A 15,549-nucleotide genomic window follows, 5' to 3' on the forward strand; every position below is an offset into this window, starting at 1 on the left:
TATCGTTCATAAGGGAAAAAGAGACATAAGGAGGCATCCTGTATGGGAACAGATTCTTGTGTACAGTCATCTCAAGAATGGATTGATACAAACCTGACATGTAAAATGAACAAGGCCTATGCCGTTACAATACCGAAAAAACTGCGGGAAAAGCTCGGACTCGAACCCATGAGCCCAGTTATTCTCGTTGTTGATAACCAAAGCATCCTCCTATCGACCAAAAGTATAGACGAATCACTCGACATTCAAAGTCATATCAACGATAACGGCTCATTCTACATGCCAAAAGAAATCCGGGACCAGCTTATACTTGCTCCCGGTACCACCTTCCGCATCCGCGTGGGGTCTGACCCCGCACAATTTTGTGAACTTTTGCTCGAAAAAGTTTAGGATTGCTGTTTAAGGGGTATGCATGTGATTTTGCTGATGGGGTTCAGCAGGCGTCTCCACATTGAACGGCGGCTCTGCTGCCATCAGAAAAAAGGAAAAGCCCACATATACAAGAGTGAAAACAAGCCATGTGCTGGAATACGCGTGGCTTGTTTCTTTTCTGATTACAGCGTCTCCGTCGATGGTCCGCTGACTCATCCAGAGAAAAGCGGCCACTGTGGCGAGCACTAAGATTACAACTGCAGATGACACGAAAGATATTGGTAGCATTTCTGCTGTCATTGCACCCATCATCCCCGCCATGCTTCCTGAGACAAGTCCTTCAACCACAGGAAGACCTTTATAAGGTAATCCGATCACCGCACCAGCTATGGCCCCGGACGCGACGGAAGCGGTGAGAGAGTGGGTGAATGTCCCGTGAAAGATGCCTCCGAAATAAAATCCGACCACCATCCCCGTAAGCATTGCCCCTGCCATTACATTCATCATTTTTTCCATTAGCGTCAGGCCATTGCCACGCTTCACACTGAAGTATAAAAACAGTCCCAATGGAACAATCAGAAGTACCAAAGCCATTACAATATACCCCCTCCCGGTTTTTCGGTTCTCTTTTATCCCTATTCGTACAACCTGTGAAATAGAAGGGAAGGTGTGGGCGGTGGTTGGTGTTAAAAAATCCTGGCTTATGAGCGGGAAGAGAAGTAATACTATCAAAAACCATCATAATTGTGCCAAAAACAAAATTAATACTATCGAAAAAACAAATAATACAATCAAAAATCCGATTAATTCTTCCAGGAGAAATTTGAACAATCGGGAAGAGAAGTAATTGTTAATAATTCCAGATCTTCCCCCCATTTAAATGGAAACCACAACCACAAATCGCAGAACATTCAAACGAACTCTTGAATAATCTGCCCTTTTGAGGTATATTCAAACCAGAATTTGAATATTGTAAACCCAGAGGTGATTGTAGATGAAAACGACAGAAACATGCGAAGTATACACATACGACCAGGCAAAAGTTGATGCTCTTAAAAAACAAATCAACGAAACAGATGTACAGGCAACGAGTCAGATCTTTAAAGTCCTTGCCGATGAAAAACGCTTTACTGTGGCCTATGCCCTGACTCTTACTGAGGAATTGTGCGTGTGTGACATTGCAAACCTGCTGGGGGCATCCACTGCCACCGCGTCCCATCATCTCCGGACGCTCCATAAAAAGGGTCTTGTGAAATCACGGAAAGAAGGGAAACTTGTTTTTTACAGTCTGGATGATGATCATGTAACGGATGTAATCAATCTGGCTATGCTTCATCAACGGGAAGGTAAAGGTCATGAGTAAGAAGGAAGAGTACGTCGTCCGTGGTTTTACGTGCGCAAACTGTGCGTCTCAGTTTGAACGTAATGTTCAAAACATCCACGGTGTAACAGAGGCAAAAGTAAACTTTGCCGCCAGTAAAGTTACGGTGAAAGGTGAGGCGACCATAGAACAAATCGAGGAAGCCGGTGCATTTGAAGACTTAAAGATACTTAAAGCAGACCAAAGGATTGAAGAAGACCACACCCCGTTTTGGAAAAAGGCTAAGAATATCAGGGTCATGATCGCGGCTGTACTTACATTTGCAGGCTGGGTCCTGCTTTTTCAGGCCGGAGAATCACACCCCCTCACGATTACCATTTTTGTGATAGCGGTTGCCATCGGAGGCTACCGTTTGTTCTGGCAGGGGCTTCGCAACCTTTTAAAGTTTGAATTTACGATGCGTACACTCATGACCATCGCCATTATCGGGGCAGGGCTGATCGGAGAGTGGGGAGAGGCAGCCATCGTTGTTGTTCTCTTTGCCCTCAGTGAAGCTCTGGAGAGCTATTCGATGGAAAAAGCGAGAAAGTCACTTCGCAACCTGATCGACTTGGCTCCACGCTATACGGTTGCAGTAAGAGGGAATAAGGAGATAACGGTTCCGGTTAAGGATATCCGTATCTCTGACACCTTGATCGTAAAACCGGGTGAAAACATTCCGGCAGACGGGATCGTAACAGAGGGATCTACGACAATAAACGAAGCCGCAATAACGGGAGAGAGTATTCCTGCCTTTAAAAAGACCGGAGACGAGGTTTTTGCAGGAACGCTGAATGAAGAAGGCTTGATTAAACTTGAAGTATCAAAAGGACCGGAAGATACGGCCCTGGCTAAGATCATTCATCTTGTAGAAGAAGCCCAGCAGGAGAAAGCTCCTGCACAGCAGTTTATCGACCGGTTTGCAATGGTATATACGCCGGCAATTATGATCCTAGCAGCATTGATCGCTATGGTTCCACCGCTTTTGTTCCAGGCATCGTGGGGTGAATGGGTCTACTTAGGACTGGCGACGCTCGTGGTAGGATGTCCGTGTGCCTTAATTATCTCAACACCGGTTGCCATTGTGACGGCCATCGGCCACAGTGCACATGAAGGTGTTCTGATTAAAGGCGGACTTCATATGGAACAGGCAGGAAAAATTAATGCTGTCGCTTTTGATAAGACAGGAACCCTGACGAAAGGGGAGCCGGCTGTAACGGATGTGGTACTGCCGGATGGTGAAAAAAAAGAGAATCTTCTTCCTCTTGCCTATGCTATTGAAAAATATTCGAATCATCCTCTCGGTAAAGCCGTGGTTCGCTATACGGAAAAGGAAGATCCCGAGATTACGGAAAATCCGTTGCTCATAGAAGGGCTTGAGAATCTTCCGGGACGTGGTATAAGAGGGAAGGCAGGAAACGAGGAGGTATTTGCTGCGAGTCCGGAATACGTGATGGAAACCTTCCCGGGTTTATACAGCAAGGACATAGAGACTAAAGTCGAAAGTCTTTTAAAAGAAGGAAAAACAATTATCGTAATTGGATCACAGAAGAAAGTACTCGGCCTGTTTGCTCTCCAGGATGAAGTGAAGACAGACTCTTATGATTCGATCAAAGATCTGGAAGCACTTGGAATAAAGAAGATTGTCATGCTTACGGGAGACCACCTGTACACAGCCGAAGCAGCAGGAAAAGAGGCCGGCATTACGGATGTCCGGGCAAGACTGATGCCGGAAGATAAGCTTTCGGTCATCAGGCAGTTAAAAAATAAGGGGTACAATGTAGGTATGGTCGGAGATGGTGTCAATGACGCCCCGGCTCTTGCGGCAGCGGATGTTTCCATCGCCATGGGTAAAGGAGGAACCGATGCAGCCCTGGAAACAGCAGATATTTCACTCATGGGAGATGATCTTACCAAACTTCCCTATACGATCCGCCTCAGCCGAAAAACGATGAAGGTTATTAAACAGAACATCATTTTCTCTTTTGTTTTGAAGCTTGCTGCCCTTATGCTCGTTCCATTCGGTCTTCTTACCCTCTGGATCGCGATTTTTGCCGATATCGGAGCGACGCTGCTCGTAACATTAAACAGCTTAAGGTTAATGAAGATAAAGAGATAGGAAGATGGTGTGTTTTGCGGGTGAAAAGTGAGGAGGCGAAGGGATTCACCGTACAATCAGCGCCAAACCAGCAGAACAGACAGTAAAAAGCCGGGCACTGAGACTTACTCAGTGCCCGGTATTGTTATGTGAAATGTTGTGCTCCTGCCTTTTTCACTCTCCACATGAATTCTCCCTTTAAGTTTATAGATGGTGCTGTATACAACAACCATTCCAAGGCCTGTGCCCTTATCTTTAGTAGAATAATAAGGCTTTCCCATCCGGGCAATTTCTTCCTTGGTCATTCCCACACCTTCATCCTGAATCCTGATCGTAATCGCATCACCCCGACCGGCTGCTTCTACAATCAGGGTTCCGGGATTTTCTTTCATGGCTTCAATTCCGTTTTTATATAGATTGATCAGACACTGCTGCATCTGATTTTTGTCATACGTAAGAGTGATGGAGTTGTCGAAAGTATAATTCAGTTCGACCTGATGCATCTTTGCAAAAGGAGACATGATGTTGTTTACATAAACGAACTCTTCCTCCAGATTGGAACGAACCATGTTTTCAGCTTGTGGTTTGGCTAAAGATAGAAAATCAGTCACAATTTTTTCTGCCCGCTTGATTTCAAGTAAAGAAAGATCAACGTATCGTTTATCAGAGGGCTGGATTGTTTTTGACTGATTCAACAGCTGCAAAAAACCACTGGAAACGGTGAGCGGGTTCCGGATTTCGTGAGACACACTCGCAGAGAGCTCACTGATTGTATTCAGTCTCTCTGACTGAATGAGCGACTCCCGTGCTTTCGCGTTTGTTATGATTTTTTCAACAAGCAGCATAATGACAAGCGTACCAAGGATGTGAATAGAAAGTACGTTGGCAGAAATAACGGCAAACGTTGCAGTTGCACCGTAAAATGGCATTAATGTAGCCAGGTAAAAACTGACCATCAGAAATGACAGGAATGTAGCAATCGTAATCCGTTTGCGGGGGTGGTGTGCGATAAACTTTCTGCCCAAGTAAATCACAATCAGAAGAATAACGGTTGAAAAAAAGAAGGATTGAATAACCCCTTCACCGCCAATGAAAAAACGGTATACGTTCAATACGGCATACAAAGGCAGAGCAACCTTAACGCCTCCGTATAATGATGCAATAATAAAGGGAATATAGCGCAGGTCAAAGATAAATCCAATTTCCAGAGTGATGGGAAAGCTCATACAGAGCACCATGGAAAAGGCTGAAAGAAAAATCATGAGCTTCTTACTGGAAATCGGATAGGCGTCTTCAAGAAAAATCAAGAACATAATCAATGGTGTGAGGAGAAAAAGAACGTTTATGAGTAAGGTTTCTGTCATCGTGTCCCCCTTTTAAAGTGTCTGGCACCGTATTATTTTTTAAGCTTCAGGATGCTGGTACTTTCATCTGCAATGAGGTACTGGGATCGTCCGAGGTATAAAGGGAGCTTTATTCTTTCAAAGTCTGGCAGTCTGTCAGGACCGAACTTTGAGTCGTCCCGGTGAAACCTGGTCATTTTCCCCACAAACCAGTCATGATCCCCGTACCGGTTGATGTCTATTATACTGCATTCATAAGCTGCGTAAGCTTCTTTTAAAATTGGAGCGTCAACGGTTTCGGCGGGCTTCCATCCGATCCCCAGAGCCTTGAATTTATCCCCGTCTTTTCCTGTGTGTTTACCTGCGCCATCAATATAAGCCGCGAATTCAGCAGGAACAAAATTAACAGCAAAGCTTCCCGATGCTTTCATGAGATGGTGAGTGAAACGTTCTTCTGCGACAGCGACTCCGTAAATAGGAGGGTCAAATGATATGTAAGAATGCCAGCCGGCAGCCATAATGTTTTGAGTATGCTCATGCTTGGCCGTAATGAGGGCAACGAGCCCCGGGTAGCTGTGCATGACGGTCTGATCTGTACTTTTTAGCATAATAGTTTCTTCCTTTCAGATCTTCATGAATTGTCTGACTCTATTATAAGAGAGGTTGGAGGATAAATGTAGTTTTTAGTCGAATTCTCCCGGGTTCAGCATGAGAAACAACATAAAAGCCGCACTCACAGAGTACGGCTTTTACATTCTGTATATTAATACTCACTGTATTGAGAAGAAGCAGAAGCTTCAAATGGTTCGCTTACGTCCATGTGTCCGAGGAATTCTCCCGGCACTTCACCATCAATTAAAAGCTGTGTTTTTTCGTAGCCGAACTGCGCCATCATCATAGCCAGCTGCTCTGTAAACATCATTTCACCGGACGAACCGAGGTTTGCTTCAGTAATGTTTCCGGAAAAAGAAACATAGGCAACACCATCAGCAAATCTGACTTCCTGAACAGTAACGTTTGAAGGAACAAGTCCCATCAACCCGTCACGGTCAGGACCGGCAATCCACTGTTCAAGAACTTCTTTTGCCCCCTGTTCGTCTTGGGTAACAGACTGGTCCGTTGTGACACGGTAGGTTTCCATAAGTTGATCATCACTGAAATAGTAGGTGACACTGTTCAGCACAGCAACGTCATCTTCCTGAGCTTCGTCTTCTTCGACGGCTTCTTCCTCAGCGGCTTCGTCTTCACCGGCACTGTCGTCTTCACCGGCTCCATCCGTTTCCTCTTCCTCTGTTGCTTCTTCAGCATCTTCCTCTTCTTCTAAAGCGTCTTCAGCGTCATCTTCTTCAGCATCAGCCTCATCGTCTTCAGTGTCTTCAACTTCTTCTGCAGTTTCTTCAGAATCAGCGCCCTCGGCTCCTGATACATCTTCCTCATTTGTTCCCTGCCCGCAGGCAGCTAACACCAATGCCGCGCTTAATGTTACAAACAACCATTTTGCTCTCTTCATAGTGACCCCTTCTTTCATATCGTTTCTTTTGTTATATGTAAGTCGTCATAACAAGAAATCCGTTACAAGATTAGCATGTTTTTCATCCTGTTTATTAAAAAACATGCCAAAACATGTCGAAAGTCATAGTTGGTTATCGTAGATAGACCTATAAAAATGAGCATTCTTAAACAAAAATCACAAAAATACAATATATTCTTCATTAATGATAAATACTCTCCGGTTAAAATAGAGGAGGAAAACAATATAAATGAAGGGCCTCAAGGATAAACGATCCCGCAGGAAAATAAACATATTATTATAAGGAAGTAAATAACGATATGAATGTCCGGCATTTATAGAAGGAGGAGAGGGATGGCGTGTCTACATTGATTTTTGCTCACAGAGGGGTGTCGGCATTTTTGCCTGAAAACACGATGGTTGCCTTTCGGGCGGCAGCGGATGCAGGAGCGGACGGGATTGAGCTTGATGTTCAATTAACCAAAGACGAAGAGGTGGTGGTAATTCATGACTATACGTTAAACCGCACCACCTCTGGAACGGGATTAGTGAGAGAACATACCCTTGGGGACCTGAAGCAACTCTCTTCCGGAGCTTGGTATGCATCTGTTTATGAAAAAGAAGTTATCCCCTCATTGCGTGATGTACTCACATGGGCAGTGTCGAACAATCTTCTGTTTAATATTGAATTGAAATGCCCGTCCTGGGACCGGGACCTTCTAGCAGAAAAAACGGCAGAACTTGTGGCTCAGTCAGGGTTGGAAAAACGGGTTATTTATTCAAGTTTTGATCATGTTGCATTGAAACGAATTGATGAAATTGCACCTGAAGTGGAACGGGCAGCTCTGGTGCATGGGGCACTTGTAAATATAGGTGAATATGTGAAAAGTCATAACTTTGACAGCTTTCACTATTACTTTCCAATGTTAAAAACGGAGGAAATTGAAGAGATTGAATTTCAGGGTATACCAGTAAGGCCTTATACCGTTAATGACCCTGAATGGCTCGCCTATTTTATAGGATTAAATGTAAGCGGCGTTATTACAGACAACCCGGAACTGGCCATAAGAATAAGAAATCAGACGTAAACCCCTGCCGGCAGCTATTTCCGGCAGGGGTTTTGTCTTTTTTGAAGTCTGTTTTCTTACGGATTGCCCATTTTAAAGAACCCTGGTCTGTCCTCTTAAATTATCGTTTGGTATAATAACGAGTATCGTATTTTTTATACAGGAAGGCGGACATACCATCATGCGCAAAAAGAATATTCAGTTATTTATCCTGTTATTGATAATCGGGTTTATCGCCGGGTCATTATACTGGGTCTGGGTTTTTTCAAAATAAAAACAAATAAATATGAAAAAAGATGTAACATCCAACGTTTTATATCGACAAATTATAGTGACAGGGAGGGAAAACTGTGCGGGAGGAGTTTGAACGCTTGTATGAAACCTATCATCATGCGTTATTCCAGTACCTGTTTTACATGGTTCGTAACCGTGAAACGGCAGAAGAATTAGTGCAGGAAGTTTATATAAAAGTCCTTCATTCCTACAATGGATTTGAAGGAAAGAGTTCAGAAAAAACCTGGCTCTATTCAATAGCCAAGCACGTCGCTATTGATTGGATGAGAAGCCAGAACAGAAAGAAGCGAAAATGGATTGGAAAACAGTATGAGCTCTCAGAAAGAGCGTTTGAAATACACGATCCATCTCCGCTTCCTGACGAAATTGTGGAACAAAATGATGATGTTCAGCATGTTTATGAAATGATGGAGCACTGTACAGAGGATCAAAAACAAGTGCTCATTCTAAGATATATTCAATCCATGTCTATTCAGGAGGCGGCAGCTGTTCTTGGGTGGACCGACAGTAAAGTGAAGACAACGCAGCACCGCGCAATCAAGACATTGAAGAAACACTTACAGAGAGAAGAAATGGAGAAGGAGGCAGGAAGATGACCCGAAAGTCTCGCTGGGATGAAACGGATATTGAAAATACATTAAAAGATCTCCCACCTATAAAAGACAGGCAGTCTAAAGAAGATCTTTTCACTAAAATTGAAAAGCGGGCAGAAAAGCAGCCTGCCACGAGAAGTTCGTCCCGCCGTAATAAGAAGCCCTGGCTCTATCCTGTTATGGCCAGTGCGGCCGCCATCTTTCTTCTTGTACTAATTGTTCCTTCTTTTTTATCCAGTCAGAATGAACAGTCTTTGATCCTCAATTCATCCGATGACGGGGACTCTGCTGAAGACGAGGAATCCACCGCTTTGTTTGAGGAATCAGAGGAAGAAGAAGAGTCTACTCCTGAACCTGAGAGTTACGAACCCCCTCCAGATGACGCCGGTGAGGAGGAATCTTATGACGCTGATGCAGCGAGTGAGCGTGATGAGACTGCGGATGAGGAGAGTGAGACTGAATCTGCAGATCTTCAGGAAGAGGAAGAGGCTGAGGCTGAGGTTACTGAGCAGGAAACGAGAATGGTAACGCTCCCGGTTCCATATGTTTTCAGTACCGCTACTGATTTTGTAATTGCAATAAAAAATGAAGTGATTGAAACGGATGAAGAACTGGAAGATCTTCTGATAAACCTGCTTACAGAGGAAGGCGAGAGTGACCAGCTCACTCTCCCGGGACTGAATGACGTTGTGTTTATTGACGAAAAAACAGTCCAGCTTGATTTTACCGATGAAGAGGAACAAAGCTTCCAGAGTCTCTCCAGCATGGAGACCGATTATTATCGTGAAGGTCTTCAGGAAATGTTCCTGGCTCTTGGCGTTAAACGCATCGTTCTGACCACTGAAGGAGAGGACGGCTTCTCATTCGGGGCAGACGGAGTGACCGAAGAGTGGGAGCTTAGAAACGGAGAAGGACCTCTTGGCTACATGCTCTTTACGACAGAGAGCGGGGAAACCTTACTTGTTCACAGCTCCCAGGCATCTCAGGAAGATGCTTCACCAGGAAGCTTTGAAGAAACAATTGAGTGGATGAAGGATGTTGAAGAAGGATCAGACCTTCAGTCACCGATGCCTGAATTTGATGAAGAGCGTGAGCTGATAACAGAAGTTACAGAGGAAAACGGGGGAATTACCGTTATCTTTGATGAAGAATATACGTTTGATGAAAATTCCGAAGAGCAGGCGATGATGCTGAAGGCTCTTTTATATACAGCAGCCGAATTTGGTTATGACTTTGTTGTATTTGAAGGAGAAGGTGCTGAACAGGTACAAGGAATTGCCATCGGCGAGGAAGTTTATCCGGATGAGACACCTTATGAACAATAAGAAAGCAATGACCTCCATTCTCCAGCAGCGAGAGTGGAGGTCATTGTTTTTGTTTTAATTTAGGCTACATGGGAATTCTCAACTTCTCATTATATCTTAAGCTTCGTTGAACGGAATACGATCCCTTTCCACTGACTCGCTCCGAGCCACCCCGGTGAGATGTAAGGTCTTGCCTGCCTCGTACTTCCGCAGGAGTCTCACGTATTCCGTTCAACACCCACAATGCGTTGGGAAATGATGAGCTAATCTGTCCGAAAAAAAGACTGAATACTTAACTTCATGAACCATGAAGTGCTTAAGACTTTTGTGTCAGATAACGATTAAAAAAATACAACGAGGGTTATTGAAACAAAATTAATTCCTCACCGTAAATAAAATTGTATTTCCCGCCTGGAATGTATGCTGATGGCGAAAAAGCGGCAATCCTGTGACCAGTAGCGCTGTTTTACGGGAAACGACGGCACAAATAATGGGAAGTCGAAGAGTGTTTCCCGGGAAATGTTCATGTCGAAAGGGAGAGTGCTGAAAAAAAGATGAAAAACGACACAGCAGATGATAACAATTTACATAATCAAAAAGAAAAAGTAACCTTTCGCGCTTTTTGGGAAATGGTCAGACAGACAAATCCGCCTAAGTGGATCGTAGCTGTGGCATTACTCCTCAGCCTGATTGAAACAGGAGTTGGCCTGGTTATCCCTTTATTTACACAAGGAGTAGTAGATCAGCTTGCCACCGGGAGTCTCGGGACCGGTCTGATAATCGGATTTATCGTCCTGTTTATCGTACAGGCGGTTTCTACAGGTTTTTCCATTTATTTATTAACCTATGTCGGGGAATATGTCGTACGAAGCCTGCGAATACGCCTTTGGAATAAGGTTTTACGGCTGCCCGTATCGTATTACGATACAAACCGGACCGGGGAAACGATCAGCAGGATTACAAATGACACGAATATTGTAAAAGCCTTGATAACGAATCACCTTGTTTCTGCTGTAACCGGGGTTATTTCTATTGCTGGTGCGGTAGTCATTCTTCTCTTTCTCGACTGGCAGATGACTCTTGTTATGCTTTCGGTGGTGCCGGTGATCCTGTTCATCATCATTCCTCTTGGAAGAAAGATGTACAGGATTTCCAAGTCGATTCAAAAGGAAATGGCAAGCTTCACAACGGTGCTTACACAGGTACTGTCTGAGATCAGACTCGTTAAAGCTTACAACGCTGAGAAAAAAGAAGCCTTGAGCGGGGAAGACAGAGTTGAGGGGCTGTTCAGGTTCGGGCTGAAAGAAGCGAAGGTGTTTGCGGTTTTGAATCCGTTAATCTCACTGGCCATGATGGCCATGCTCGTCTTTATTATCGGATATGGAGGCGTGCGTGTCGCTTCTGGTGAGATTACAGCAGGGGAGTTGGTGGCATTTATTTTATATCTCTTCATGATTGTTGTTCCTGTAAGCCGGTTTGCTTCATTTTTTGCTGAAGTTCAGAAGGCGATGGGAGCTACAGAGAGAATCAGTGCACTTTATGATATGGAAGAAGAGCGATACGGCCTGGGGGAAAGAGGAGAGGTGAACGGAAGTTCTCTTGTTTTTAGTAACCTGACTTTTCAGTACGAAAAAGGAGACATTGTCCTCCATGATGTTTCCTTCGAGGTTCCCGCGCAAAAGGTAACCGCGATTGTCGGCCCGAGCGGAAGCGGAAAGTCTACCTTATTTTCTTTGACTGAACGGTTTTATGAGCCAGCTTCAGGTGTTATAGCTTCGGGAGGAACGCCGGTTCGCGATATTGATCTGAAAACATGGCGCCAATCAATTGGCTATGTGTCCCAGGAGAGTCCGCTGATGGCCGGAACAATTCGGGAAAACGTCAGTTACGGCCTTGAGAAGGAAGTGATTGAGGATGAACTCGTTGCAGCAGCCAAGCTGGCAAACATCGATGAATATATTCTGTCATTGCCTGAGGGATTTGACACAGAAGTGGGAGAGAGGGGAATTAAGCTATCAGGTGGTCAGCGGCAGCGAATTGCAATTGCAAGGGCGCTGCTGAAAAACCCATCCATACTGATGCTCGATGAAGCTACATCGAGTCTGGACAGTGAGTCTGAACAAAAAATACAGGAGGCACTCGATAATGTAATGAAAAAGAGGACAACGCTTGTGATTGCCCACCGCCTTTCCACGGTTTTAGGGGCGGATCAGATTATCGTGCTGGAAAAAGGGCGTGTAAGCGGCAGGGGGACACATGATGAATTGTATGAAAATAATGAGCTGTACCGGAGTTTTGTTAATCAGCAGTTTAAAATTGAAGGATAAAGAGGTTGACCCAAAAGGCAGATTTTTACCTTTTGGATCAACCTCTGATTTATTTCTTTAGACCGTATTTCTTTAACCGGTATTGCAGGCTCTGGCGGCTCACGCCGAGTTCTTTTGCTGCCTGTGTCACATTCCATTCACACTGATGAAGGATTTCTTCAATATATACGCGCTCTGCTTCTTCCATAAATGACTGAAGCGTCCGGTTAGGTTTCTTTTCTGCAGCCGGAGGGAAGGCCTGGACCGGGGCAAACGAGTAGGTAGCGTATAAAGGAAACTTGTGGCGCACGTGAGGAGGAAGGTGAGTATAGTCAATTTCCTCATCGTACTGAATCAAATTCATGGCTCCTTCGACCATATGTTCAAGCTCACGGACGTTCCCCGGCCAGTCATACTCGTTGAAAAGTTCCATAACGCCTGGCGATACGCAGGGTACTTTCAACTGAAAACGGTAATTGTATTTTTCAATAAAGTGGTCAACCAGACACTCCAGGTCGCTCTTTCTTTTCCGGAGGGGAGGGACGACGATGGAGACAACACTCAGACGGTAGTACAAGTCTTCCCGGAGATCGTTTTTATTTATAGAAATGAGAGGGTCTTCGTTAACCGTAGCAAGGATTCGTACATCTACCGGTCTGTCCTTTGTATCGCCGATACGACGTATTTTCTTTTCCTGGATCGCCCGCAGGAGCTTTGCCTGAAGCGGGGCACTCAGGGAGTTGATCTCATCCAGCAGGAGGGTGCCCCCGTCTGCCTGCTCAAAAAGGCCGGGGTGCTCCGAAGCGCCTGTAAAAGCCCCTTTTACAGTTCCGAAGAGAATGCTCTCAATGAGGGTATCAGGAAGTGCCGCACAGTTCTGGCTGATAAAAGGCTTGGATGAACGTTCGCTTCCATTATGTATGCTTTGGGCGAACAGTTCTTTTCCGGTTCCGGTCTCTCCGGTAATCAAAACAGACGAGGTGGTTCTTGTCGCACGCTTGGCGTTGTCGATGACTTCCAGGATGGCGTCACTTTTGCCGATAATCTGATCAAACGTATACCTGGCGTCCGGTTTATCCCTGGCGTTTTCCCTGGTGAGGCGCTCGAGACGGGTAATGTCTTTGGCAATCTCTACAGCACCGATGATATCTCCGCCTTCACTGCGGAGGGGAAAGGTATCGTTGATGGTTGTAATTTCCTGTCCCTTATAATTAAAGTACGTCTGCTTGGCATTTTTCCTCAAGTCGCCTTTTCGGAGCGCCTGCATCAGGCGGCTTTCCTCTTCACCTGTGAACATGAAAATGTCCATTATGTTTTTTTGAAGAACATCGATTTTATCCATATCCTCAATTTCAGACATCTTACGGTTGTAAACGACACTTACGCCTTGATCATCGACAATGTGAATTCCCACGTCAACGGCATCGAGCAACTGATGATAGATATGGTCCAGCTTCGGTAATGAACGCTCCTCGTACATAAAACATCCTCCCCATCACAATCCATTAGCTATATTTTACCCTTCCCTTTTTACAGGGCGCAAACACATTTTGCGGAAAAAGCGCAAAATATTTTTTCAGTGCAAATCAATTTTGCATAAAAAGTGACTGAGCACCTGTTCATGTAAGGGTTTCCTTTTTGGCACGGTTTTTGCATTATAAGAAAAGTGTCAATATTATCATTTTGATGAATCTTTTTAAAAGGAGTGGATTTTCCATGGTAGTACCTTACAAACACGAACCATTCACGGATTTCACAATTGAGGAAAACCGTAAAGAGATGGAAGCAGCATTGAAACTGGTTGGTGGAGAGCTGGGTAAAGAATATCCATTGATCATTGGCGGAGAGCGCGTCATGACTGAAGATAAATTTGTATCTGAAAACCCTGGAAACCGCAAACAGGTTGTCGGATATGTGTCTAAAGCAACACAGGATCACGCAGAAAAAGCTCATAAGATTGCCGATGAGACGTTTGAAACTTGGAGAAAGTGGAAGCCTGAGCACCGCGCTAATGTTCTTTACCGTGCTTCAGCCATGATTCGTCGCCGTAAGCATGAGTTCTCTGCTTACCTTGTATACGAAGCAGGTAAGCCATGGAAAGAAGCGGACGCTGATACTGCTGAAGCGATTGACTTCCTTGAATACTATGCCCGTCAGATTAATCGTCTGAAGAACGGCATGCCGATTAATTCACGTGAAATTGAAGATAATCAGTTTAACTATATTCCACTGGGTGTAGGTGTAACCATCTCTCCTTGGAACTTTGCTTTTGCCATCATGGCAGGTACAGTTGCCGGACCGATGGTAGCTGGAAACACGATCCTTCTTAAGCCGGCAACAACTACACCGGTTGTGGCGTACAAGTTTATGGAAGTGTTGGAAGAAGCGGGGATGCCCGCAGGGGTAGTAAACTACATCCCGGGCAGCGGCGCGGAAATCGGGGACTACCTTGTAGATCACCCGCGCACACGTTTCATCAACTTCACAGGATCCCGTGACGTAGGGGTGCGCATTTATGAGCGTGCTGCAAAAGTACAAAAAGGTCAAAAATGGCTGAAACGTGTCATCGCTGAAATGGGTGGAAAAGACACGATTGTTGTAGATAAAGAAGCAGATCTTGAGCTTGCTGCAGAGTCGATCGTATCTTCTGCATTCGGATTCTCCGGACAGAAATGTTCTGCATGTTCCCGTGCGGTTATCCACGAGGATGTATACGACCAGGTGCTGGACCGTGCTGTTGAGCTTACAAAAGAGCTGACTGTCGGTGCTACATTCAATGACAACAGCAACTTCATGGGACCTGTAAACGATCAGGCTGCTTTTGATAAAGTAATGAAGTACGTTGAAATCGGAAAAGAAGAAGGGCGCCTGATGGCTGGCGGAGAAGGAGACGACTCTGAAGGGTACTTCGTAAAACCAACGATCTTTGCAGACATTGACCCTGAAGCACGCCTAATGCAGGAAGAAATTTTCGGACCGGTTGTGGCATTTACAAAAGCGAAGGATTTCGATCACGCTCTTGAAATTGCGAACAACACAGACTACGGTCTCACAGGAGCGGTTATTTCCAACAACCGTGCACGCCTTGAGCAGGCCCGTGAAGATTTCCACGTAGGAAACCTTTACTTCAACCGCGGATGTACCGGAGCTATCGTTGGATACCAGCCGTTTGGCGGATTCAACATGTCTGGAACAGACTCTAAAGCCGGTGGACCTGACTACCTATTACACTTCCTGCAGCCAAAAACAGTAACTGACCAGTTCTAATCAGCGGGTCACTGAATATCAAAAAGACCGGCTGC

The 15,549-nt window shown here is 45.0% G+C and carries 13 protein-coding genes; 8 read left to right on the forward strand and 5 right to left on the reverse strand.

Annotated elements, in window-relative coordinates:
* Nucleotides 1-42: 42 nt before the first annotated feature.
* Complete coding sequence (locus EBO34_RS19590) at nucleotides 43-390, forward strand: AbrB/MazE/SpoVT family DNA-binding domain-containing protein (protein WP_122901796.1); 348 nt, start codon at nucleotides 43-45, stop codon at nucleotides 388-390.
* A gap of 9 nt (nucleotides 391-399) precedes the next feature.
* Here EBO34_RS19590 and EBO34_RS19595 read toward each other — a convergent pair whose 3' ends face one another.
* A complete protein-coding gene (locus EBO34_RS19595) occupies nucleotides 400-966 on the reverse strand; it encodes a hypothetical protein (protein ID WP_122901798.1) in 567 nt (188 codons plus the stop codon).
* Between the two features lie 400 nt (nucleotides 967-1,366).
* On the opposite strand from EBO34_RS19595, the gene EBO34_RS19600 reads away from it, so the two are divergent.
* Together EBO34_RS19600 and EBO34_RS19605 are read left to right on the forward strand one after the other, a co-directional pair.
* Nucleotides 1,367-1,735, forward strand: a complete 369-nt coding sequence (locus EBO34_RS19600) for an ArsR/SmtB family transcription factor (RefSeq protein WP_122901800.1) — start codon at nucleotides 1,367-1,369, stop codon at nucleotides 1,733-1,735.
* Nucleotides 1,728-3,851, forward strand: a complete 2,124-nt coding sequence (locus EBO34_RS19605; protein ID WP_122901802.1) for a heavy metal translocating P-type ATPase — start codon at nucleotides 1,728-1,730, stop codon at nucleotides 3,849-3,851. The genes EBO34_RS19600 and EBO34_RS19605 overlap by 8 nt, the downstream gene beginning before the upstream one ends.
* Nucleotides 3,852-3,955: 104 nt before the next feature.
* On the opposite strand, the gene EBO34_RS19610 is transcribed toward EBO34_RS19605, so the two are convergent.
* The 3 genes from EBO34_RS19610 to EBO34_RS19620 form a co-directional block, all read right to left on the reverse strand.
* The gene (locus EBO34_RS19610; RefSeq protein ID WP_122901803.1) at nucleotides 3,956-5,194 is read right to left on the reverse strand and encodes an ATP-binding protein; all 1,239 of its coding nucleotides are present in this window, start codon (nucleotides 5,192-5,194) and stop codon (nucleotides 3,956-3,958) included.
* A 32-nt stretch (nucleotides 5,195-5,226) separates the two neighbouring features.
* Nucleotides 5,227-5,781 (reverse strand): flavin reductase family protein, encoded by a 555-nt coding sequence (locus tag EBO34_RS19615; protein WP_122901804.1) that lies wholly within the window; start codon nucleotides 5,779-5,781, stop codon nucleotides 5,227-5,229.
* A 155-nt stretch (nucleotides 5,782-5,936) separates the two neighbouring features.
* Complete coding sequence (locus EBO34_RS19620; protein WP_183163963.1) at nucleotides 5,937-6,683, reverse strand: GerMN domain-containing protein; 747 nt, start codon at nucleotides 6,681-6,683, stop codon at nucleotides 5,937-5,939.
* 359 nt (nucleotides 6,684-7,042) lie between these two features.
* Between EBO34_RS19620 and EBO34_RS19625 the strand changes: the two genes are divergently transcribed.
* The 4 genes from EBO34_RS19625 to EBO34_RS19640 all read left to right on the forward strand — a co-directional run bounded on the left by EBO34_RS19625 (nucleotide 7,043) and on the right by EBO34_RS19640 (nucleotide 12,268).
* Nucleotides 7,043-7,771 carry a glycerophosphodiester phosphodiesterase family protein gene (locus EBO34_RS19625; protein ID WP_122901806.1) on the forward strand — a complete coding sequence of 243 codons (729 nt, stop codon included), beginning with the start codon at nucleotides 7,043-7,045 and terminating at the stop codon, nucleotides 7,769-7,771.
* A 329-nt stretch (nucleotides 7,772-8,100) separates the two neighbouring features.
* The gene (gene sigX, locus EBO34_RS19630) at nucleotides 8,101-8,640 is read left to right on the forward strand and encodes an RNA polymerase sigma factor SigX (RefSeq protein WP_122901807.1); all 540 of its coding nucleotides are present in this window, start codon (nucleotides 8,101-8,103) and stop codon (nucleotides 8,638-8,640) included.
* Entirely contained in the window at nucleotides 8,637-9,962 is a 1,326-nt protein-coding gene (locus EBO34_RS19635; protein WP_122901808.1) for a GerMN domain-containing protein, read from the forward strand. Before sigX ends, EBO34_RS19635 begins: the two co-directional genes overlap by 4 nt.
* A gap of 533 nt (nucleotides 9,963-10,495) precedes the next feature.
* Complete coding sequence (locus EBO34_RS19640; protein ID WP_122901810.1) at nucleotides 10,496-12,268, forward strand: ABC transporter ATP-binding protein; 1,773 nt, start codon at nucleotides 10,496-10,498, stop codon at nucleotides 12,266-12,268.
* A gap of 49 nt (nucleotides 12,269-12,317) precedes the next feature.
* Here EBO34_RS19640 and EBO34_RS19645 read toward each other — a convergent pair whose 3' ends face one another.
* Nucleotides 12,318-13,727 (reverse strand): sigma-54 interaction domain-containing protein, encoded by a 1,410-nt coding sequence (locus tag EBO34_RS19645; protein WP_122901812.1) that lies wholly within the window; start codon nucleotides 13,725-13,727, stop codon nucleotides 12,318-12,320.
* 236 nt (nucleotides 13,728-13,963) lie between these two features.
* On the opposite strand from EBO34_RS19645, the gene pruA reads away from it, so the two are divergent.
* On the forward strand, nucleotides 13,964-15,514 hold the full coding sequence (pruA, locus tag EBO34_RS19650; RefSeq protein ID WP_122901814.1) for an L-glutamate gamma-semialdehyde dehydrogenase: 1,551 nt from the start codon (nucleotides 13,964-13,966) through the stop codon (nucleotides 15,512-15,514).
* Nucleotides 15,515-15,549 lie beyond the last annotated feature (35 nt).

Source organism: Alteribacter keqinensis (assembly GCF_003710255.1).
In the GTDB taxonomy this organism is placed as follows: domain Bacteria; phylum Bacillota; class Bacilli; order Bacillales; family Salisediminibacteriaceae; genus Alteribacter; species Alteribacter keqinensis.

What these genes read in the sequence shown, in the direction of transcription:
- EBO34_RS19590 (WP_122901796.1), top strand. Translation starts at nt 43, where the DNA reads ATGGGAACAGATTCTTGTGTACAGTCATCTCAAGAATGGATTGATACA.
- EBO34_RS19595 (WP_122901798.1), bottom strand. Translation starts at nt 966, where the DNA reads ATGGCTTTGGTACTTCTGATTGTTCCATTGGGACTGTTTTTATACTTC.
- EBO34_RS19600 (WP_122901800.1), top strand. Translation starts at nt 1,367, where the DNA reads ATGAAAACGACAGAAACATGCGAAGTATACACATACGACCAGGCAAAA.
- EBO34_RS19605 (WP_122901802.1), top strand. Translation starts at nt 1,728, where the DNA reads ATGAGTAAGAAGGAAGAGTACGTCGTCCGTGGTTTTACGTGCGCAAAC.
- EBO34_RS19610 (WP_122901803.1), bottom strand. Translation starts at nt 5,194, where the DNA reads ATGACAGAAACCTTACTCATAAACGTTCTTTTTCTCCTCACACCATTG.
- EBO34_RS19615 (WP_122901804.1), bottom strand. Translation starts at nt 5,781, where the DNA reads ATGCTAAAAAGTACAGATCAGACCGTCATGCACAGCTACCCGGGGCTC.
- EBO34_RS19620 (WP_183163963.1), bottom strand. Translation starts at nt 6,683, where the DNA reads ATGAAGAGAGCAAAATGGTTGTTTGTAACATTAAGCGCGGCATTGGTG.
- EBO34_RS19635 (WP_122901808.1), top strand. Translation starts at nt 8,637, where the DNA reads ATGACCCGAAAGTCTCGCTGGGATGAAACGGATATTGAAAATACATTA.
- EBO34_RS19640 (WP_122901810.1), top strand. Translation starts at nt 10,496, where the DNA reads ATGAAAAACGACACAGCAGATGATAACAATTTACATAATCAAAAAGAA.
- EBO34_RS19645 (WP_122901812.1), bottom strand. Translation starts at nt 13,727, where the DNA reads ATGTACGAGGAGCGTTCATTACCGAAGCTGGACCATATCTATCATCAG.
- pruA (WP_122901814.1), top strand. Translation starts at nt 13,964, where the DNA reads ATGGTAGTACCTTACAAACACGAACCATTCACGGATTTCACAATTGAG.